Source organism: Paenibacillus alkaliterrae (assembly GCF_021532375.1).
GTDB classification, from domain to species: Bacteria; Bacillota; Bacilli; order Paenibacillales; family Paenibacillaceae; genus Pristimantibacillus; species Pristimantibacillus alkaliterrae.
In genome coordinates this window covers 1-21,383 of the sequence record NZ_JAKGAP010000030.1, presented here as the reverse complement: position 1 = coordinate 21,383, position 21,383 = coordinate 1, and the positions used below count along the sequence as shown (strand labels likewise).

Here is a 21,383-nt window from a genome sequence, read left to right as displayed (position 1 = left end):
ATGCAGGTGAATATAAATGAGATTATGTCTCAGTATCCTCTACGTTTGAGGAGCGCCACACTAATTGCTGACAAAGGCAAAAAAGCGGCCTGGAGCATCGCTACAAATGAGGGTACAAAAATATTGAAAAAATCGCCCGCGACCATAAAGAGACTGCTGTTTCTTATTCAAGCCGTAAAGCATATGCAAAAAAACGGAGCACCAATTCCCGCAATGGTCGCTACACGATCAGGAAAAGAATATTCGGAGGACAGCAGCGGTAATTGTTACGTCTTATCCGATGCCGTGCAGGGTACTTCTCCTACTTATGGAACAGAAGACCTCCTTGCAATAATGAAAGAACTTGGAAAGTTTCACTTGGCATCAAGAGGGTTTCAATCTAATTTTACGACAAACGAAAGAGAGCATCTCGGTGGCTGGGCGCAAAGCTACGAGCGATATATTGAGCGTTTAGAAAGTTTTAAAGGACTGCCCAAAAGCAGCAGCAACGAATTCCAAAAGCTGTTCCTGCTTCATGCCGATCATTTTATTGCCCAAGGAAAAGAAGCCTTAAAATGGATTAGAAGCGGCTATTACACGAATTGGGTCAACAAGGTCGCTATGCAAAAAAATCTTTGCCATCAGGATTTTGCAGCGGCTAATTTGATAAAAACAAATAAAGGCTTGGTCGTAATCGATATGGATTCGCTAACTTACGATTTGCCGGCAAGGGATATTCGTAAAATATTCAATAAAGTCATGAAGAAACATGGGTGGAGCTCGGTAAAAGCCATTTTGATGCTTCGCGCTTATCGCGAGGTTCATCCTCTTAGCGATGAGGAATGCCAAATCATTTATGCCGATCTTTTGTTTCCGCATTTATTCTACGGGATAACTAGCAAAATATTCAATAAACGTTCGGATTGGACTCAATCCTTTGCATTGCAAAAGTTTAAATCCTTAATCGCTTCAGAAAATGATCGGCAAAAAATGCTGGCGTCATGGCAGTCCATCGTTAAACAATCCTAATAGGTTAATTGTCGTCGGGATCCTCATTCCGCCATACGGAACGCATAGGGTAGTAGACAGCCTTGTTTAACGTCACTGTACCGTTGGTCGCAAAGAGCTCAAGCCCGTTGCTTACCGGATTCGGGAAAATAATAGCGGTCATGACGGCTTCTCCATCATTCGCGAATATTTCCAAAGTAGTGTCATCCACAAAAAGCTGCAGCGCAACTTTGCCATTCTTAGGCTGCAGGGGCGCGGTCATCTTCTCCGCGAAGCCGACCTCGAAGGAGCTTTCGCCTGACCGAGTGCGATCCAGAATGAGCTCTTGCTTCGCAGGCTCATAACGGATGACCGTTTCCTCATCGCTTCCCTGTCTTACTTTTATGCCAAATGCATCCGCAGTTTGCGGTGTAAACTCCATATCTATTTCAAAGGAAGTACCTTTGATCCCCTCGAGAGGATTTTGTCCGGCGGTGATGATTTGTTTTTTGAATCTTTGCGGATTTCCGCGCAGTGTTTCCAGCTCTTCGATAGGTTCTTGAATGAGACGAATTCCTGCTCCCGGTATATTCCGTAGTTTGAGCTCACGCGGGATCGACATATTTCCTTTCCATGTACCGGTAGGCATGGAGAAAGGGTAACGCCAGTTCGACATCCAGCCTAGCCAAATCCGGCGGCCATCCTCCTCCGGAATGTCCGAATAGGAGATAGCGGCATAAAAATCCTTTCCATGATCTGTCCACAACTTTTCGTACGGCGGATTGTCATTTTTGAACGTTTTGCCGTCGAAAGCGCCTACGAAGTATTGGGCCTTGGAGCCTTTGGTTTGCGTATTGTTCCCGATGCTTACCGTCAGCACCCATTTTTTCTCCCCGGTTTCCTCGACAGGCAGCAGGAATAAATCCGGACACTCCCAGACAGCGGCATGGGAGCCGTGGCCCGGACCAAACTCGCCGGTCCATTCCCATTTCTTCAAATCGGGAGAGTTATAGAACCATACTTTCTTATCGACCGAAACGATCATAACCCAAGCTTTGGTCGGCTCATGCCAGAATACTTTCGGATCGCGGAAATCTTTCACGTCAGGATTAGGAATGACGGGATTCCCTTCATATTTCGTCCATGTACGTCCCTTATCGGAGCTGTAAGCAATGCTCTGAGACTGAACGCCATTTTTGAAATTTGTAAAAATCGCAACCAATCCAGGTTTGCCGTTAAAGAAACCGGTCGTATCCTGCCAATCGACGACGGCGCTGCCGGACCATGCATCGCCAAGCTCATCCTTGACGATCGCAAGCGGAAGATGCTCCCAATGTATCAAATCTTTGCTCACGGCATGTCCCCATTGTCCGCTGCTTTGATAAAACTGATGATACTCCCCTTTAAAATAAACCATGCCGTTCGGGTCGCTCATATTTTTGGTTTCCGGCGACAGATGGTATTGCGGCCGGAATTTCTCCGTGTAATAGGTCGGACTGGGGTTGAAATTGTAATCGGCGGGGATGATGTTTATTTCCTCCTTTCTGTTATCGATTGATCTTATAGCTGCGAATGCAAGTAAGAGTAAGACAATTAATGCGATGAACAGTAGTCCAATGCGATAAATCGGCAGCTTCATAACAGCAATACCCTCCTCATCTGTATAGTCTTCTGCTATTGTACCGATTCGGCAGCGGAAAAAAATTCACTTTACTCTGTTTCCGACATTAGAATATTTCGTTAATCCTCCACTATGAAAAAAGCTGTCCCGGGGAATCACCCTTGGGACAGCTTCATGAAATAAATATTCGTTTTCCATTTGATTATACGCGAATGCCTGTTGCCTCGACCATCCAGCCGAACGGGTCAGCTATTTTGCCCATTTGAATGCCGGTCAACGTATCGTAGAGCTTCTTCGAAAGCTCGCCGGTCCGCCCCTCGTTGATGACAAGCACCTCGCCTTGCCAGTTCAGCTCGCCAATCGGGGAAATAACTGCTGCGGTTCCCGTTCCGAAGGCTTCCTCCAGCTCGCCTTTACGGTTAGCCTCATATAGCTCCTCGATCGTGATCGGACGCTCCTCCACCGTAATATTCCAATGGTTTAACAGCTGAATAATGGAATTACGCGTCACACCGTCCAAAATGCTGCCGTTCAACGCCGGCGTGTGAACAATTCCGTTAATCTTGAAGAAAACGTTCATGCTGCCGACCTCTTCGATATATTTGCGATGAACGCCATCGAGCCACAGTACCTGGGAATAGCCTTTTTCTTTGGCGATTTCCTGCGCTTTAAGTCCGGCTGCATAGTTACCGGCCGTCTTCGCCTCGCCTACTCCGCCCTTCACCGAACGTACGTATTCCGATTCGACGAAGATTTTGACCGGATTAACGCCCTCCGTATAGTAAGCGCCTACCGGCGACATGATGATGATGAATTGATAATGCGTCGATGGGGCCACACCAAGCTGCGGCTGCGTCGCGATAATGAAAGGACGAATGTACAGCGAGGTGCCCGGTGCCGTTGGTATCCAATTCTGATCGACTGCAAGGAGCTGCTTTAAAGCTTCGATGGCATCATCGATTATGAGCTCGGGCACGCTAAGCCGCTCGTTGGAGCGGTTCATGCGTTGTATATTTTTGTGCGGACGGAAAAGCAGCACGCGTCCGTCATCGGTTTTATACGCTTTCAAGCCCTCGAAGATCGTTTGGCCGTAATGAAATACTTTGGCTGCAGGGTCCAGCACGATCGGCTGATAAGGCACGATGCGAGGCGTATTCCAGCCTTTTCCATCCTCATAATTCATAATAAACATATGGTCCGTATAATAATTGCCGAAGCCAAGCTGTTCCGCCGGCGGCTGCTGTTTCTTCGTTTTGGTTAGCTCAATTTCCAATGATTGAAGCAAATGGCCCATCTCCCTTTACTAATCGTTAATTGAATGCTAACATTTCATACGCTATATTTAAAATATCTATTTTATTAAGTTATCATACCTTTTGGGTATGCTCGCCGCTCGATATATGTAATTCATGATTTACTCAATCGCTGCTGCAGCAATACGGCCAATTCCTCGGCCGTGTCCCAAACGAAAGGACGGATAAGCCGGGTTTGAACGTTCAGCTTATCCCTGTCGTTATGTTTTACAGTCCATATGACCGGAACATTCATGCCGAGCGCATAACCCGCTGCAAAATAAACCTCAGGTGAAAGGTTAGTTAAATCTGCGATAATAAGTTTGCTTTCGGAGATAAGCTGCAGGGATTGATTGTCACGGTTCTCCACCCCCGACTGATTAAATAAGCTTGGCAAATACCCGCACTGTTCGAGCTTTGGAAGCACGCTTTCCGACCATTGCTTACTTAATTCGCGATCATCCGAAAGTAAAACGAAGCAGGATTTCAGCTTTCGTCCTCCAGCTCTTGCAGCAGCTTCGCTCCATCCAATCTCCGTAAGCTTGAAGGTCATGCCTTCCCTTATGATTAACTGCTCTTCGCGGAGCTTCTCAATGATATAGACAAGCTCTTGCAGGTTTGGAGAATATGTCAAGTTAAAGCTATGGGTCAGCGGATGTATGACGACCGCTTCACCCGGCCCTTCAGAATGTCTATACAAATATTGCAGCAAACGGCCTCCTTTATCTTCAATAGAAACCGGTATTTTAGGACAATTTTTAATCAAATCCAAATCTTCAATCGACAGTGTGACCCGTTCATCACGATCCGTCTGCTCTCGGATATACGCCGATATAAGGGGGAATAATTGGCGTTTCGTTTGATGGGAGTAACCGTTGATTGCATCGTAATTGTCTCTCAATAGGCTATAGAAGCCGCCAGGCGAGCAGTTACAGCTTATATAACTGTCGTGTTCGCCTTTCGGTTCTATCGGAACGATTTCATCACAGAACAAACAGCGTTTTTTTATCATTACAGTTTATCACCTCTATAATGTATATTATTTCGCACAGCTTATCACATAACAGAGGGTAATTTTCGAGGAACATATTTCCTGACCGAACATTAGGGAATTCTCATTCTCTTCTAATAAAAGGCTGTAATCTCCTATTAATGCTAGGTATTTACTCTCATAGGAATAATTTAGGGAGCTTCATAACTGCTATATTTGTTTGTATATATATGGGTAACGGACAATTTATTCATAACACGCCATCCAAGGATGGAATAGCTATAAACAGCTTGAACTCCGGTTGGTGGTCAAGTCACTACGTCAGTGCAAGAAGAGTTCTATAATATAGGGCTGTCAGGTAAGCTCTAATTTAGAAGATTAGTTTCCCCGCAACGAGGACGGGGAAACTTTTTTGTGTTTCTTGAACGTCCGGCTAAAATAATAAATATCGTTGAAGCCGGTCGCAGCGGCGACCTCCGAGACCGTCATCGGACTGTGGCGCAGCAAATAATCGGCTTTGTTCAGGCGAGTCATCGTGATGTATTCGGTCAAGGTGCGGCCGCTAAGCTCCTTGAACAAGCGGCTGAAATGGAAGCGGCTAAGGCTTGCCATGCCAGCAAGCAAATCAACCGACATTTCATCCTTGTACCGATTCTCTATATACTCAAAAACCGGTGCGAAGCGCTCGATATTTTTCATTCGCTCGGCGTATTCGTCCTGGGTGAGCACGGTGTCGACGTGATCACGGAGCAGCAGCGTCAACAGCCGGTACAGCTCGGACTTAATGGCCAGCTCATAGCCGAATTCGCGCTGCTCCAGCTCCTTAATAATCGCAAGCATACATTGAGACGCCTTGCTGTCGTCGCCGATGTAATTGCGAAGCAACAGCCGGTTCTGGGTTATCGGCGTAATGAACTTCGTTTCGGCGGCGTCAACGAATTGGCTGTGCAACAGTGAAATGTCGGCGATGAGCGCATAGTAGAACAAATCGGAGGACAAGCTTATGCCGTAATGCAGCTCATTGCTATTCACGACGATAAGATCGCCTGCCGATGCGGAAATGACCGTTGAGCCGCATTCAATAGAGGCTTCACCTGTTATGAAATAAAGAAATTCAAGATGCTCGTGCCAATGGGGGGGGAAGAGAACCGTTCCTTGCTGGTCGAAGCTGGTGCGATGCAGCTTGATCGGAAAATGGGGATCGGGCATGTCCATGGGCTCGCGAAGCGATTCAAATTTGTTCACCTTGATCCTTCCTCTCCTTCCAATAGCACAATTGTACAAATAAACCGCACACGTCTGCATGGAGCTCTGCGTTGAAACCATTATAATACGAAAGTATAGACATGCCAAACCCTACAAGATTAAAGGAGAGATTAGCGATGCAACCGGTACAAATCGCGGTCATTGGAACAGGCTCTATCTCATCGGCTCATTTAGATGCTTATAAGGACAACCCGAATGCGAACCTTTATGCGGTTTGCGATTTGAATGAAGAACGCGCGAGGAAAGCGGCCGAGAAATACGGCGCAACTAAAGTATACACGGATTACCGCGAACTTCTGACCGATCCGGTAATTGAAGCGGTCAGCATATGTACCTGGAATAACACACATGCCGAAATTAGCATCGCTGCGCTCGAAGCGGGCAAGCATGTACTTGTGGAGAAGCCGCTTTGCCGTACGGTGGAGGAAGCGCTTCACATTCAAGAGGCGGTTGAGAAATCCGGCAAGGTGCTTCAGGTCGGTTTCGTCCGCCGCTATGATACGAATGCGCAGCTGCTTCGCTCGATGGCCGACAGAGGAGAGTTTGGTGAAATTTATTATGCCAAAGCATCGTCGATTAGACGCCTCGGAAATCCGGGCGGCTGGTTTTCCGATATCGAACGTTCCGGCGGCGGACCGCTTATTGATATCGGTGTTCATATGATCGACCTGTGCTGGTATATGATGGGCCGTCCGAAGCCGGTATCGGTTAGCGCGAATACTTATCATAAGCTTGGTAATCGGTCCAATGTCCGCAATTTGTCCTTCTATCAAGCGGCAGACTATGACGCCAATCATAATACAGTCGAAGATATGGCGAATGCGCTTATCCGCTTCGAGAACGGCGCTTCGCTGCTCGTCGACGTCAGCTTCACGCTGCATGCGAAGTCTGATGAGGGTATGGTTAGGCTGTTCGGCGAGAAGGGCGGCTTCGAAATCGACCCGGAAGTAGTTATCGTGACGGAGCAGAATGATACGATTCTTAATGTATCTCCGCAAATTGATCATAAAAGCTTTAATTTCCCAAGCGCTTTCAAAAATGAAACCAGTCACTTCATTGACTGTGTGAGAAACGGCAAGCAGCCGATCAGCCCGGTCGAAGATGGCGTTGAGGTTATGAAAATGCTGGTTGGCATCTATGAATCGGCGAAGAAAGGGGCTGAAATACGTCTATGAAACTAGGCATCAGTACTTACAGCTTATCTAATGCGATACATGCCGGTGAGATGTCAATTCAGGATGTTATTGTTTATATCGCGTCCATTGGTGCAGATCATGCGGAAATTGTTCCGATTGGCTTTAACCTGACGGAAAACCCGGAGCTGATCGATGTCATCAAGAGGCAAGCGAAAGAAAGCGGCATCGAGCTGTCGGGCTATGCGGTCGGGGGGAACTTCTCCGGCTTGAACGATGAGCAATTCCAGCAGGAACTCGGGCGCTTGAAGCGGGAGGTTGATATTGCAGCTGCTCTTGGCGTGAAGAAAATGCGCCATGATGTAGCCTCGTCGAAGGATCTGTCCATCGCCAATTTCTTGTCTGAGCTGCCAAGACTAGCCGAGGCATGCCAAACCATCGCAGACTATGCAGCACAATACGGCATTACGACCAGCGTGGAAAATCACGGCTACTATATCCAGCACAGCGATCGCGTACAAGCGCTTGTCCTTGCGGTTGAGCGTCCAAATTTCAAGACGACGCTTGACGTAGGAAATTTCCTGTGTGTAGACGAAAGTCCGGTTTCTGCGGTTAGGAACAATATGAGCATCGCCTCCATGGTGCATGTCAAAGATTTTTACTATAGGCCTGCCACGGATAATCCCGGAGAAGGCTGGTTCAGATCGACGAGCGGAAGTTGGCTGCGCGGCGCAATCGTAGGTCACGGCGACATCGCGATGACGGATGTCCTGCGCAAGGTGAAGGAAAGCGGCTACGACGATTTCATTTCCATCGAGTTTGAAGGTATGGAAGATTGCCGGACCGGTGCGAAGCTGGGCTTCGACTACGTTAAGCGCGTATGGAACGAACTATAACCGAAGGAGCGTGGAGCATATGACATTGCCAAAACTTACGAACAAAATCGGCGTTATCGTAGACAGCTTTCAGGTTGGCGTAAAGGAAGGCTTGCTGAAAGCGAAGCAGGTCGGAGCGGACGGCGTCCAAATGTACGCGGTTCATGGTGAGCTTGATCCTGCCAACCTATCGACGGCGGCGAGAAAAGAATGGAAGTCCTACATCGAAGGACTTGGACTTGATATTTCCGCATTAGTCGGCGATTTAGGAGGACACGGCTTTCAGGATCCGGCGGAAAACCGCGCGAAGATCGACAAGTCCAAGCGTATTATGGAGCTGGGCATGGAGCTTGGAACAAACATCATTACGACGCATATTGGCATCGTACCTAGCGACAGGAACAGCCGCGTATACGAGACGATGCATATGGCATGCGAGGAACTGGCTCGTTATGCGAACGGCATGAACGCTTACTTCGCGATCGAGACCGGACCCGAGACGTCGGCTCATTTGAAGTCATTTCTCGACGGACTTGGCACGAAGGGCGTAGCGGTCAACTTCGACCCTGCCAACATGGTTATGGTGACGGGCGATGATCCGGTTCAAGGCGTACACACGTTGAAGGAATACATTGTGCATACGCATGCGAAGGACGGCGTGAAGCTTGGCCATATCGATCCGCGCGACGTATATGGCTATTACGGCTACGAGGCTGAGCTTGATCACGAGAAGATCGCGGAGATGGCCGAATCAGGCTCAGCGTTCCGAGAGGTTCCGCTCGGGGAGGGCGGCGTCGATTGGACGGCCTACCTGCGCGCCCTGCAAGAGATTGGCTACAACGGTTACCTGACCATCGAACGCGAGGTCGGCACCAATCCGGAAGGCGATATTGGCAAGGCCGTTCAATTTTTGAAAGGGTTTAGAGCGTAGTAAATGTATATAAGGAAGAGGCGGGGAGAGGACTAATTCCCCCGCCTTTTGTGCGCTTGGCAGCGCTTCTTGCTTACAAGGGAGATTAAATCTAATTATTAGACCTATTTGGTTCCATTTCAATTGTTCGGGGTAATTTGGTCTAGTTTTTAGATCTATTAGCAGGATATAAGGACTTTAGCGGGTGTTTCAGCAGAGAATCAAGGAGATAGATCTAAATTGTAGATCTATTTCCTCGAATAGACGAAAAAGGCATGAAATAGATCTGCTTTTTAGCTTTATTCCGTTCGTCATATCCATTGCGGAATCGATCCGCTCTATGTCGAATGAACTGACAGCGCTGAATAAACGCTTTATCGTCTAATCAGTCATTATTCACAAATTTTACAATCTAATTCGGTGTAAAAGTATAGGAATAAGGTGGACTTAAAGTTATAATGGTTTTTAGTGTATAATGACCAAAGAGGATTTGGGTGCGACGTTTGTTCTCTCTCTATCCAAAAAAACGATTAAGGAGTACTCGAAATGACTAAAACGCTTATTTTCGGGCACAAAAACCCGGACACGGACACGATTACATCGGCTATTGCTTATGCGGAGCTGAAAACGAAGCTGGGCGCTGACGTAGAAGCGATCCGTCTTGGCGATGTTAACGGCGAAACGCAATACGCGCTGAACTACTTCGGAATTGCGGCACCGCGTCTAATTGAGAATGTTGCCGACGAAACGGATACCGTTATTTTGGTTGATCACAACGAGCGTCAACAAAGCGCGAACGATATTGATCGCGTACGCGTTCTTGAAGTAATCGACCACCACCGTATTGCTAACTTTGAGACAAGCGCTCCGCTTTACTTCCGCGCTGAGCCGGTTGGCTGCACAGCGACGATTTTGAATAAATTGTACAAAGAGAACGGCGTAGCCATTCGCAAAGAAATTGCAGGCCTCATGCTGTCCGCAATTATTTCCGATTCCTTGCTGTTCAAATCGCCGACTTGCACGGAGCAAGACGTAGCAGCAGCTCGCGAGCTTGCAGAAATCGCCGGCGTTGACGCTGACAGCTATGGACTTGACATGCTGAAGGCAGGTGCGGATCTAAGCGACAAAACGATCGCTCAATTGATATCCCTAGACGCGAAAGAATTCGCAATGGGCAGCTACAAGGTCGAAATCGCGCAAGTAAACGCAGTTGACACAAACGACGTGCTTTCCCGTCAATCGGAGCTGGAAGCAGCTCTGAGCGACATTATCGCGACAAAAGGCCTTGACCTGTTCGTGCTTGTCGTAACGGATATTCTGAACAATGATTCCGTTGCGCTTGCTCTGGGCGCTCAGGCTCACGCCGTAGAGAAAGCTTACAACGTAACATTGTCCGATAACAAAGCGGTATTGAAGGGCGTCGTTTCCCGCAAATCGCAAATCGTACCTGTACTGACTGAAACGTTGAGCAGCCTGTAATAGGCCGCGGCACCGTTAATATGCAGCAGTCTGAAGCTTGATCTCCAAGTTTCAGGCTGCTTTTGTTTTTGTTTATATAACAGAGGAGTGATTGCGATGTTTACCGTTAGGGAATATAGCGTTGATCTGATGAAGGATCCATTTGGCATTTTGACGGGATCGAGGTATGAGTTTATGCTTGACCTGGATGTGGCGGAGGATGACGAGCTGTATCAGGAGGAAGGCGTATCGCTTCGCGTCATTTATGTCGTCGAAGAGGAGGCCTCACGAATCGCAAAGTATGAGTTTTTGACGACATCGTCGAACAAGTACATCGATTTTGAGCTGGAAGAGGACGAAGAGAAGATGGTGCTTGCGTTTTGCAAGGAGCAAGTTCAGGAATCGGCCGAAGCGAGCCGATAGGACTAGCTAAGATTGGCATAGCCGAGCAGTGCTACAATAGGCAGCACCCATAGCAGCGGGACCATACCTATGGTAACCGCTGTTTTCATTTTCCGGTAATGATACAGGATCCAGCTGACGATCATCGATGCAAGCAACGCCAGCGGGTAGATCCAGATGGCGGCGAACAGCGCTTGCGCCCAGAGCAGCTTTTCCGAGCCCGGGGTATCGAACATCATGACCGACATCATCGCGAAAAAGATCCAAACGAACGTAAACAGGACGAACACGAATTGACTAAATAATAGGACGAGAAATTTTTTTTTGTTTTTCCCGGTTAACCCCTTCTTCTATACGCAGCTTAACAGATCTCAGTAGCAAAATGCATCTCCCGGTGTGCGTGTTGGTGCGCTTCATACGTCGAATGATACTGTTCATAGCCAAACTCCTGCTTTATCTCCTTCCACTCTAATTCCAAAAAAAGGTTGTCACATTATGTAACTGTATGTATAATTCTGGTTGGAAATAGATTTGAAGAACTATCCAAATGGTAGATTTGAACTAACCAAGCATTAATAAAAGGCAAACCCGCACGAAAGTCGGGGACGCAAAGCCACGGGTCTTACGTCATGATTGTTCATGAACTGACAGCCGGGTTGCTTAAGAGGCTTGGTCTATTTATTTTCCGGGAGAGGGGAAAAATGATGAGCAGAATGAGGAATGCGCTAAAAGGATTCATTATTTTGGGATTGTTGGGGGGATTGCTGCTGCCTGCGGGGCAAAAGGCTTCTGCGGAGACGGTGTATACCTATAAGGATGAGACGTCTTCCTTCGCCATAAACGGCAGTTCCGTACGAATGACGGGGGAGCATGTCGTATGGCGCGAGCGTGGTCAGATCCATTATGGCAATACGGGCACCGGGCAAAAGACGGTTGTCACGAATCATGGGAAATCGACGGATTCGCCTGCTATCGGAATCAACGGGAGGGGGGAGGCCGTCGTCGTATGGGCAGACAAGAGGGATCAAAGCGAAGGAACCGGCAATTTGAACTGGGATATTTACAGCTATAATCTGAGCACGAATACCGAGAAGAAGCTGAATGATACTATAGGCCAACACCGGATCCCTTCCATCGACGGGAACTATATCGTCTGGCAGACCAATCCGGATTATGAGATGCAAATATACGATATGGCGGCCGCAGTGTTGACGGATTTGGGACGCGGAAGGGATCCGGTCGCCGGGAACGGCCGCATCGTCTATAAAGGATCTGCGGACGGAAGTTTATATGAATATGCGATTGCCGCCCGAACGCATAAGAAGATACTGGACTTGCCGTATACCCAGTACGTGGAGCGGTTTGTCTTCAGTGGCGAAGAGATTCTGTGGAAGCAGCGGGATCTGGATGGTTATGGGAAATATACGTTCATGGATCTGGGCGAAAACAATCCGCAGCCTCTCGATCTGACCGGACCGGTCATGCAGGGTGTCGAGTATAGTGAAATGAGCATCTCGGATGGTACGGCCGTCTGGCTCGAAGCATCCGGCGGTTCGGTAGTCATGAAGGGTGCGGATTTGATCGGCGGTTCTTCATACACGCTCGGCGTGATAAAGCCTTCGCAATTTATCGGATTTAATGGGGACGGGCTTGCCCTTGTGAACAATGGGAAGCTGGTGAACCGAACCATCATCCAAACGGAAGCAGGACTTTCGAACAACCCGGCCGGCGTTCAAACGGGAGGCGCCGTTATCGGTTCCGACGGCGGTATCGTGTCGGCCGACCAAGCGGCATCGTTGGCGTTTGAACAAGGAACGTTCGAAGCGGATACCCGGATCGTACTGGACAATAGCACGGAAACGTCCCTGTTCCAAAGTAAGCCGGCACAAGGCATGACTTGGGCAGGCATGGCATGGAAATGGACGGCGGAAGCGGAGCTGAAGAAGCCTGCAATGCTGACCTTTGAAATGGAACGTGCCATTGAGACGGCCGAATTGGCAAATCGGACGGGCATTTACCGGTATGACGAATCGGAAGGCAAATGGGTATACGCAGGGGGAACGGTAGATTCGGCATGGCGTACAGTTCGCGCCCGGGTGGTTACGCCGGGCTTGTACGCTCTTTTTGCCTACGCGCCTTCTTTCTCGGATATGAACGGCCATTGGGCGCAATCGGAAGTGGAAGTGCTGGCGTCCAGATGGATCGTGAACGGAATGCAGACGGGGGATTTTGATCCCAAGCAATCCGTGACGCGCGCCCAGTTCGCCAAGATGCTGGTCGAAGCGGCGGGGCTCGGGATCGGACAAGCAGGCGGGGGATCGTTTCGTGACGTGCCGGACAACCACTGGGCTGCCCGGTGGATCGAGCAGGCGGCCGCAGCGCAGTGGATCAAGGGCTATGAAGGAAGTCTATTCAAGCCGAATGCCGCCGTCACCCGCGAAGAAATGATGGTCATGCTGGTCAATGCCGCTCGTTTGCCGAAGGATAACACAAGCGATACGCTCTCGGGTTATGCCGATGCAGACCGTGTGCGTGCGTGGGCCAAGCCGTCTGTCGAAACCGCAATCAAGAGCGGCATCATACAGGGCAGCGGCAGCCTGTTGAATCCCGGCGGAACGAGTACGCGTGCGGAAGCGGCAGCGGTCATTTACAGGTGGCTGACGATGAAGGAAGAGCTGTTCAATGAGTAAAGAAGTAAAGAGCAAACGTCCCCGATCGGTGTGGGGCCAAATTGGAAAGTGCATGCTTGCGTTTATCGTGCTTTTGACGGGACTCCCGCTGCTGCCGAATGCAAACCTGCCGAGAGCGTATGCGGATACGTCGCTGCAGATTAATCCCTATTCGCTCAGCTCGGTATATAACGGACGGACTGAGGTGAACTTCAGCTTCGATGATCCGGACCCGGACGATGAAACGCAAGAATCCCATGAAACGGTAATTAGTCTGGAGCGTAACGGCTCGACGGTCGCAACGCTGAAAAACGGTACATATCCGACCGAAACGAACAATAGCTATACATGGAATGGCAAGGCCAACGGGGAGCCGGCCGAAGAAGGCAGCTACCAGATTCGGGTCACGCCGACCCGATTTCCGAATAACGGCAATTCAGGCAGCGTGCAGATCATAAACCCGAAGCCTCCGCAGCCGATAATGGATATCGAGTCCGATACGAAAAGCGAGGAGCACACGATCAGGGGTATTGCGGAGATCGGCACTACGATAGATCTGAAGATGAAGCGAATTCGCAGAGTCGGCAATGATACGACTGTCGATAACGGAAGCGTTGAAACGCTTGCCGAGAACATTAAAGTTAATCTAAGGAAATCGTCATGGGCGCTGGCCGTACCGGTTAACGCTTCCTACTTTACGAATTTCCCCGAAAGGTCGGATAATCTGCCTGAGGATTATGTGGGCGAATGGGAAGTGAAGGTGCGGCTGCCCGCTTATGAAATCGCAGAAATCCAGGCTGTCGCGACGAGAGTTTTCGACGGGAAGAAATCAGACAGCTCTAAAACGCTGCGGGTGCTGAGGTATAAAACGCCTGCATGGAATATCAACTGGTCGGTCATCGCCAGCTATTATTACAACGTGACTGAGAAAGAAGCCATTGTCGAGAAAATCGGCAAAGTAGCCGTCGACAACGGCTTTCCCGTTGAGGATTGCAACGGGCAGACCTGCTACGGCACCCTCGAAGAGGGCGTAAATTTGCTGGTCATGGAGCCGCAGCAAGCCGGAGAGATTGGCCAGGAAGATGACGAGCGAATCCACGAGGAATATACGAACCGCAACGGCCATCCGATTGCGGAGGCGTTCGACCCGGTCAACCTGGCGACGGGGGACTTCGTGTTCCGGCATCCGAATATGAGCGTACAGGCGGTTATACCGCTTGACCTGACGCTGACGTACCACAGCCGGGACCGCTATGACGGCTATTTTGGCGTCGGCTGGCATCATACTTATGAGCGGAGATTGGAGTTCCGGGAGAACGGCATTGTCTATGCGGTATCCCCTGAAGGCGCGAGCCACCGCTTCGAAGCGGCTGGCAACGGGCAGTACGCGGGGCAGGACGGCATATACGATACCCTGACGAAGAATCAAGACGGGACATACACGCAGCAAACGCCGCAAAGATGGTCCTACATTTATCGCAGGGACGGCCTGTTGTACCAGATATTGGATCCAAACGGCAATCGCATTCAGCTCACTTATCTGGGAAGCCTGCTTACCGATGTGGCGACCAATGGAGCGAAGCTGACGCTCACCTATGGAGCCGGAGGCAAGGTCGCGCGGGTAACCGACCATTCGGGACGGTATGCGGCTTATGAGTATGATGCCGTCAATCATGATTTGACCGCCATGATCCTCCCCGACGGGGCAAGGATTGCTTATGAATATGACGATAAGCACCGAATAATCGAAATTCTCAATCCGAATGAAACGGCCTCGCTCATTAATGAATATGATGAGCAGGACAGGGTCGTGCGCCAGAGGGATTTTGCAGGCGTCTGGGGCAGCATCGAATATGATCCCGCAGAGATGCGGACGGTGACAACCGATGCACTTGGAAGGCAGACCGTTTACCAATATGACGAGCGTTACCGTAAAACGGCGGTGACATACGCGGACGGGACAGTCGAGCGTTACCTGTACGATAAGCACGACAACCTGATTGAAATGACAGACCGGGGCGGCAGGGTCTGGGGATATATGTACGACGATTCAGGCAATCTGATCCGTGCCAAGGACCCGGAGGGCTACCAGACGGAAATCCGGTACAACGCCTTCAATCTGCCGGAGGAGATCGTCGATCCGCTTGGACACAAGACGGCGCTCGGTTATGACGGCAACGGCAACCTGACCGCGATTACCGACGCTGAAGGCGGTGTTTCACGCATTGCGGTGGATGGCCGGGGCATCCCGGTATCCGTTACGAACGCAAACGGCGAAACCGCCAGCATCGAGAATGACGAATACGGTTTTGCAAGGTTCATCACGGATCCGCTTGGCAACCGCCAAGAGATGATCCGCGATCCGCTTCACCGCGTCACCGGCCTGCTTGACGCGCTGGGACAGCGGATGCAGATGGAATACGATCCGCGGGATCGGATTACCGCGCGGATCGATGCGCTTGGGAATACCGAGCGGTATGAGTATGACAAGGACAGCAATCTGACCGGCTACACCGATGCGGAGGGATCGCGCACCGTCTATACGTATGACAGCTACGCAAGAGTGATTGCGGTGACCGACGCTTTGGGTAATGCGACCCGTAACGAATATGATGCCGTAGGTAATCTGACGAAACGGACCGACCCGAACGGGGCTGAAACGGTTTACAGCTACGACGAGACCAACCGTTTGGAGGCGGTCACCGATCCGGAGGGGAATGTACACCGCTACGAATACGACAATAACGGCAACCTGAAGCGCTTCGTCGATCCGAACGGCGGTGAAACCCGGATCGAATACGACGGGCGCAATCTTCCGCTGAAGGTAACCGATGCAGCGGGCGGCGTATCACTGATGAGCTATGATGCGGCCGGCCGTTTGAGGCAGGAAACCGATCCGCTGGGCCACGCTGTCTTATACACCTACGATGCGCTGGGCAGATTGACCGAACAGACGGATGCCCTAGGGCAGAAGACCGTCTATACGTATGACAGCTCGGGCCGCCTGATCCAGACCGTTAATCCGAACGGCGGGGTGTGGCAGCTCGATTACGACCCGCGCGGCATGCTCGTCAAGATCACCGGTCCGCTCGGACAAGCATCCGAGATGACCCGGGATGCGCTTGGCCGGGTTATCGACTCCATCGACGAAGCTGGGAAAACGACAAGCTATCGCTACGATGCGGCCGGACAGGTGACCGCACTGATCAATCCGCTCGGTCACATGACGGAAATGGCTTATGATGCCCGCGGCCTGCTTACCGCCTTGAAGGACGCCAAAGGGCAGACGACGCAATATGGCTACGATCCGCTCGGCCGGCTTCATAAGGTGACCAATGCGCTTGGGGCGGCGACGGCTTACGGGCATGACGCCATGGGGAATATCACATCGAAGACGGATGCCCTTGGGCGCATTACGTCCTATGAATATAACTTGAACAGCCAGTTGATTCGGGAAATTGGTCCAGAGCAGCGCGTGACGGAGCTGATCTACGACAGACTTGGCAATCGAACGGGCGTGAAGCTTTCGGATGGTGAAACGACCAGCTATGGCTATGACCTTATGAGCCGATTGACGGACATTCTCTATCCGGACGGGAAGCAGGTCGGTTACGAATACGATGCGGCCGGTCGCAGGACACGAATGACCGACGAGCTCGGGGAGACGAGCTATACCTACGATGCGCTGAACCGTCTCACTAAGGTGACCGATCCTTACGAGCAGACGATTCAATACGAATGGACGCCTAGCGGACAGCGCAGCAAAATTGTATATCCGGATGCCGCCGTCGTCCATTATCAGTACGACCTGCTGGACCGGATGACGGCCGTAACGGATGCAGCGGGCAGAGTCACGAGCTATGCTTACGATGTGCGAGGCATGCTTATCTCCAAGAGTCTTCCAACAATGGGGCAGAGCAGCTACCGGTATGACGACGCGGGCCAATTGCTGGAGCTGACGCACCAGAATCAGTTCGGTAAAATCATGGAGCAAATGACCTATGCGTACGATCCGGTCGGCAACCGCATCCGCAGCGAGCGTCTGTCGGACGGGGACGACGAGGACGGGGGCGACAGCCAGGAGTTGATCGTGACCGACTATGCGTATGATGCGCTGAATCAGCTCATCGACGTTCAGACGCAGAATGCAGTGTCGGTGGAGCTGCCGGTATCCACGCAATACCTGTACGATGCTGTAGGGAATCGCCTGTCGAAAACGAGCGTATGGGGCGAAGTGACCGATACCGAGTCGTACACATACGATGCGGCGGATCGGCTCCTGCAATGGACGAACAGCAGTGAGATGAAAGATTACATCTATGATCCGCAGGGCAATCTGCTGCAGGTGATGCAGAAGGATCTTCTTTCGGAGACGGAAACGGAACCGCAATGGTCGGAACCGGAAGTGATCGAGCAGTATACATGGAACGGCGCGAGCCGTCTGATCGAGCAAATCAACCGCAGCGGCGACGTGACGCGTTATGCCTACGACGGCGACGGCAACCGGATGAAGATGATCGTCGACCTGGCCTACATCCCGGAGGACGGCCGCGGCACTGGAGACGGAAACGGCGGTTCGGACTGCCTTGAAGTGCCGCCCGGCTTCGTGCCGCCAGGACTAGCGGACAAGTGCGGCAATGCCGATGGCGGCAGCGAACCTGGAAACGGAAACGACGATGGCTCCGGAGCCCCGGATTGCTTTACCGTTCCGCCGGGCTTCGTGCCGCCGGGACTGGCGGACAAGTGCGGCGGGGAAACGACGTATCCGGACGATCATCCGGGCGGAACGCGCGACGGATGGGAGAAGCAGTTCAAGAAGAAGCATTGGGAGTTCCATTACACGAACGACGTTAGTCTGGCGCTGCCCGAACCGATCCAGGTGACCGAAGCGGACCCGACGAAATGGAAGGAAACGTATGTTTACGGAGCAGGCGGGGAACGGATCGGCATGACCTACTTGCCGGCGTACGACCATGACAACGGCTGGGAGCCTTCGCCGGGGGCAGGAGGGGCGGAACCGGGTGTTTCGCCGAAGACGCTGTACTATATGGCTGACGGGCTGGGAAGTGCGCTGGGAGTAATGACCGAGGACGGGCGCATGTCGGCGCGCTACCATTACGACGAGTTCGGCATCCCGCTGCCCGCGAAGAAATTCGACCCGAACTGGCCGGGACCGGACAACCTTTTCGGCTACACCGGATTGGGGTATGATTATACCAGTGGTCTCACGTATGCAAGAGCGCGGTATTACCAGCCGGAGCTGGGGCGGTTTATAAGTGAGGATACGTATGAAGGGGATATGTGGAATCCGCAGAGTCAGAATAGGTATGCTTATGTGCACAATAACCCTTTGAAGTATGTTGACCCGACAGGGCATAAAGTTTGGCTGATTCATGGTACATTCAGTAATCCAGAGACTTGGACTCCAGAATTTAAAGAGTATATTGGTGATTTATATAATGAAGATGTTGCCACACATTATTGGTCAGGTGGCAATAATAAATCAGCTAGAAAAGAAGGGGCTGAAGCATTAGCTGAGGAAATTATTAAATGGAGACAAGAAAACCCGGATGAACCTATCAGGTTAGTGGGACATAGCCATGGAGGAAATGTTGCTATCATGGTAGCTAATCTTTTAGGAGAAGAAAATGTAAAAGTTGAAACTCTTGTAACGGTTGCAACTCCAGTTAGAGGCTATCAGCTTAAACAAGAAGTAGGACAGCATCTTCATGTTTATAATGAACGTGATGGAGTTCAAGTCAATGGTGGGAGTATATGGTTGCTTGGAAAAGCACGTCGTACATTTAGTGGAGCCGCAAATGTGAAAGTTGAAGTTGATGAAAAATATGACGGTATTGAATCTCATTCAGTAATGCATTCTAATGTCGATGTTTGGAAGAAATATATTCAGGGGCTATTAGCAGATTTTTATGTTAAGCCGGAATAATCCGTTGGTAATATGCGGGCTGTGTCTAACAGTCCGTATATGCATGTTTTCAATAATTTAAATAATTCATAAAGGGGCGGAGTTATTGCTAATATTAAGAGTAGTTTGGGCTATAGCAGCATTCATTAACTTATGTGCTGTCATGTGGTTCATTATTGGAACTACAGCTAATTTCCAACGCGGAATCGATTTAGTATCAACTGTCATTTTGGTTTACTTTGGAATACCTTCATTGTTACTGATTATTCTATCAATAGTTTTAATTATTAAAGCGTGGCAACCTTCGTCAATATGGGGAGTTATAGGTGTCAGTATATTAATTTTAAGCATGTTGACCTTAAGTCCGCCATTGTTCAAAAATGTAAATACTAGTGGTTGGTTAACTGAAAAAGTCACAACAGATACATTGCAAGTAACAGCTGATGGCAAGTATGAATATCACTTGGAACTAGTTAACCTTTTCCAAAAAAACAGCTATGCTCGGCTCTACTTAAGAAGCATATCTACTGGAGAAGAATTACGTATTCCTCTTGAAATGGAGATATATAAGATTAAGGGTATATCTTTGGGGAGGACCAATTTTTGGATTACTTTAGAACAAACTTTAGAACCCAATAAATACTCTTTGCGAACAACAAAAGATTTTCCATTGCAAGATGGCAAATACGATATTGATATTAATAAAGGCATAGCTGTGAAAGCTAAATAGACTCTTAAGTCCAGATATCTTTGAAAAGTGGAAAGAAACTTGGTAAATCCGCGAAAAGGCAGCAGGAAACCAAGGACTGTCAAAAACAGCCCCGCGTCCAGGTAGTTAGAGTCAGTTCGCGTTTACTTTGTAGCCAGGCCAGGAACAATGAAGAGCTCTTTGGTTTTCAGTCCCAATGTAATCACGGCTTTACCCAATTTGGTCAGGTAGTATTTGCGTGTGCCGGATACCTTCTTGATGAGGCCATGAATTCGCAGTCGTTTCAAGGGCGTGAGACGGAAGCTGGGCTTCGATCAGGGAGCAGCTTGCGGATCGATTTGTTCTGCAATCCGCTGATGTTAAACTCGCCATGCGCCAGTACCTGAAACAACTGATGGTCTTCCCGGCTGAAGAAATTAAAACCCTTGTAGCTCCTGTCATCCACTTTCTTGGACTTGGAAAGCTCATCGAGCTTCTTGGCACCGTCACTCGGATCATCGAGCGAAGAAACAAACGCCAGATAACGACGATTGGATGCCTTAAGGATTTGACTGAGCAGAAACAGGCTGTAGATGTTCTTCTTCATCGGAGCGACCTTCTGCGTCACGGTTCCATCGCGCTGCTGAACCTCCCGCGAATGCTTGAATTGCGAGACGTTATTCACCGTTGTCTCGATTCGCAGCACGTAACCAAATTTGTCGTACATCTTGATGGTGACTGCACCCATTTGGTGCTTGATTCTCGTACCGAGAATACGTTTGTTGAATCGATTGCCCATTTCGCCCTCATAGTTCCCATCGGGATTTCGGAATACGACGTCGGTTGCATATTCGACCTGCATGATGCTCCAGCGATACATAACACCCAGTTTCTTGATCACCGGGCAGTAGCGGTTGGCTAAGATGTCGAGCACTTGATGGAGATCTTCGACGCGGATATGATCGGACAACTGTTGCGCCTTTTCCCAGTCGCCGATGTGCAGGAATGCGTTATCCCGCATCAGATACTCGATGCCTTGTTTGGTTAAACGGGAGGCGAGCCAATTGTGTCCGTTCATGTAGAACTGCAAACGAAACGGACACCAAGTAGGAACTCGGAGATAACACAGTCCGAAATCCAGATCGATGAAGTAGAAGTAGTAGTGCAGACATTTGCTGGTGTCGGA

16 protein-coding genes and 1 riboswitch are annotated in these 21,383 nt (G+C 49.9%); of the genes, 10 read left to right on the top strand and 6 right to left on the bottom strand.

The features are described from left to right. Positions 1-1,008 carry a CotS family spore coat protein gene (locus L1N85_RS14115; RefSeq protein WP_235239546.1) on the top strand — a complete coding sequence of 336 codons (1,008 nt, stop codon included), beginning with the start codon at positions 1-3 and terminating at the stop codon, positions 1,006-1,008. Between the two features lie 4 nt (positions 1,009-1,012). Here the strand turns inward: L1N85_RS14115 and L1N85_RS14110 are convergent, their stop codons facing one another. The 3 genes from L1N85_RS14110 to L1N85_RS14100 form a co-directional block, all read right to left on the bottom strand. Further along, on the bottom strand, positions 1,013-2,605 hold the full coding sequence (locus L1N85_RS14110) for a glycoside hydrolase family 32 protein (protein ID WP_235239543.1): 1,593 nt from the start codon (positions 2,603-2,605) through the stop codon (positions 1,013-1,015). Positions 2,606-2,789: 184 nt separating this feature from the next. Next, the gene (locus L1N85_RS14105) at positions 2,790-3,872 is read right to left on the bottom strand and encodes a branched-chain amino acid aminotransferase (RefSeq protein ID WP_235239541.1); all 1,083 of its coding nucleotides are present in this window, start codon (positions 3,870-3,872) and stop codon (positions 2,790-2,792) included. Positions 3,873-3,994: 122 nt separating this feature from the next. Next, entirely contained in the window at positions 3,995-4,891 is an 897-nt protein-coding gene (locus tag L1N85_RS14100; RefSeq protein WP_235239539.1) for a hypothetical protein, read from the bottom strand. A 140-nt stretch (positions 4,892-5,031) separates the two neighbouring features. Between L1N85_RS14100 and L1N85_RS27615 the strand changes: the two genes are divergently transcribed. Further along, a complete protein-coding gene (locus L1N85_RS27615) occupies positions 5,032-5,214 on the top strand; it encodes an NlpC/P60 family protein (protein WP_328285213.1) in 183 nt (60 codons plus the stop codon). A gap of 34 nt (positions 5,215-5,248) precedes the next feature. Here L1N85_RS27615 and L1N85_RS14090 read toward each other — a convergent pair whose 3' ends face one another. Next, entirely contained in the window at positions 5,249-6,115 is an 867-nt protein-coding gene (locus tag L1N85_RS14090) for an AraC family transcriptional regulator (protein WP_235239534.1), read from the bottom strand. Between the two features lie 137 nt (positions 6,116-6,252). Here L1N85_RS14090 and L1N85_RS14085 point away from each other — a divergent pair, with 137 nt between their 5' ends. From L1N85_RS14085 to L1N85_RS14065, 5 genes are all read left to right on the top strand, one after another. After that, positions 6,253-7,311 carry a Gfo/Idh/MocA family protein gene (locus tag L1N85_RS14085; protein ID WP_235239532.1) on the top strand — a complete coding sequence of 353 codons (1,059 nt, stop codon included), beginning with the start codon at positions 6,253-6,255 and terminating at the stop codon, positions 7,309-7,311. After that, positions 7,308-8,165 (top strand): sugar phosphate isomerase/epimerase family protein, encoded by an 858-nt coding sequence (locus L1N85_RS14080; RefSeq protein WP_235239530.1) that lies wholly within the window; start codon positions 7,308-7,310, stop codon positions 8,163-8,165. Before L1N85_RS14085 ends, L1N85_RS14080 begins: the two co-directional genes overlap by 4 nt. A gap of 19 nt (positions 8,166-8,184) precedes the next feature. Beyond that, positions 8,185-9,075: a sugar phosphate isomerase/epimerase family protein gene (locus L1N85_RS14075; RefSeq protein ID WP_235239528.1), complete on the top strand. Its 891-nt coding sequence runs from the start codon at positions 8,185-8,187 to the stop codon at positions 9,073-9,075. 525 nt (positions 9,076-9,600) lie between these two features. Beyond that, positions 9,601-10,533 (top strand): manganese-dependent inorganic pyrophosphatase, encoded by a 933-nt coding sequence (locus L1N85_RS14070; protein WP_235239527.1) that lies wholly within the window; start codon positions 9,601-9,603, stop codon positions 10,531-10,533. Positions 10,534-10,629: 96 nt separating this feature from the next. Next, positions 10,630-10,935, top strand: coding sequence for a DUF6509 family protein (locus L1N85_RS14065; RefSeq protein WP_235239526.1), 306 nt, complete (start codon positions 10,630-10,632; stop codon positions 10,933-10,935). A gap of 2 nt (positions 10,936-10,937) precedes the next feature. Here L1N85_RS14065 and L1N85_RS14060 read toward each other — a convergent pair whose 3' ends face one another. After that, positions 10,938-11,165, bottom strand: a complete 228-nt coding sequence (locus L1N85_RS14060) for a hypothetical protein (RefSeq protein WP_235239525.1) — start codon at positions 11,163-11,165, stop codon at positions 10,938-10,940. Positions 11,166-11,485: 320 nt separating this feature from the next. Continuing rightward, positions 11,486-11,578, top strand: a riboswitch (cyclic di-GMP riboswitch). A gap of 37 nt (positions 11,579-11,615) precedes the next feature. On the opposite strand from L1N85_RS14060, the gene L1N85_RS14055 reads away from it, so the two are divergent. The 3 genes from L1N85_RS14055 to L1N85_RS14045 all read left to right on the top strand — a co-directional run bounded on the left by L1N85_RS14055 (position 11,616) and on the right by L1N85_RS14045 (position 20,239). Continuing rightward, the gene (locus L1N85_RS14055; RefSeq protein WP_235239524.1) at positions 11,616-13,604 is read left to right on the top strand and encodes an S-layer homology domain-containing protein; all 1,989 of its coding nucleotides are present in this window, start codon (positions 11,616-11,618) and stop codon (positions 13,602-13,604) included. Continuing rightward, entirely contained in the window at positions 13,597-19,530 is a 5,934-nt protein-coding gene (locus L1N85_RS14050) for a DUF6531 domain-containing protein (protein ID WP_235239523.1), read from the top strand. Before L1N85_RS14055 ends, L1N85_RS14050 begins: the two co-directional genes overlap by 8 nt. 85 nt (positions 19,531-19,615) lie before the next feature. Then, positions 19,616-20,239 (top strand): hypothetical protein, encoded by a 624-nt coding sequence (locus L1N85_RS14045; RefSeq protein ID WP_235239522.1) that lies wholly within the window; start codon positions 19,616-19,618, stop codon positions 20,237-20,239. 262 nt (positions 20,240-20,501) lie between these two features. On the opposite strand, the gene L1N85_RS14040 is transcribed toward L1N85_RS14045, so the two are convergent. Then, the coding region (locus L1N85_RS14040) for a hypothetical protein (protein WP_456238768.1) at positions 20,502-21,383 on the bottom strand (882 nt) is incomplete at its 5' end.

Bases quoted from the DNA above. Each gene is read 5' to 3' on its own strand.
- L1N85_RS14110 (WP_235239543.1), bottom strand. From the start codon at position 2,605: ATGAAGCTGCCGATTTATCGCATTGGACTACTGTTCATCGCATTAATT.
- L1N85_RS14060 (WP_235239525.1), bottom strand. From the start codon at position 11,165: ATGATGTCGGTCATGATGTTCGATACCCCGGGCTCGGAAAAGCTGCTC.
- L1N85_RS14100 (WP_235239539.1), bottom strand. From the start codon at position 4,891: ATGATAAAAAAACGCTGTTTGTTCTGTGATGAAATCGTTCCGATAGAA.
- L1N85_RS14115 (WP_235239546.1), top strand. From the start codon at position 1: ATGCAGGTGAATATAAATGAGATTATGTCTCAGTATCCTCTACGTTTG.
- L1N85_RS14055 (WP_235239524.1), top strand. From the start codon at position 11,616: ATGATGAGCAGAATGAGGAATGCGCTAAAAGGATTCATTATTTTGGGA.
- L1N85_RS14070 (WP_235239527.1), top strand. From the start codon at position 9,601: ATGACTAAAACGCTTATTTTCGGGCACAAAAACCCGGACACGGACACG.
- L1N85_RS14075 (WP_235239528.1), top strand. From the start codon at position 8,185: ATGACATTGCCAAAACTTACGAACAAAATCGGCGTTATCGTAGACAGC.
- L1N85_RS14085 (WP_235239532.1), top strand. From the start codon at position 6,253: ATGCAACCGGTACAAATCGCGGTCATTGGAACAGGCTCTATCTCATCG.
- L1N85_RS27615 (WP_328285213.1), top strand. From the start codon at position 5,032: ATGCTAGGTATTTACTCTCATAGGAATAATTTAGGGAGCTTCATAACT.
- L1N85_RS14080 (WP_235239530.1), top strand. From the start codon at position 7,308: ATGAAACTAGGCATCAGTACTTACAGCTTATCTAATGCGATACATGCC.
- L1N85_RS14050 (WP_235239523.1), top strand. From the start codon at position 13,597: ATGAGTAAAGAAGTAAAGAGCAAACGTCCCCGATCGGTGTGGGGCCAA.
- L1N85_RS14065 (WP_235239526.1), top strand. From the start codon at position 10,630: ATGTTTACCGTTAGGGAATATAGCGTTGATCTGATGAAGGATCCATTT.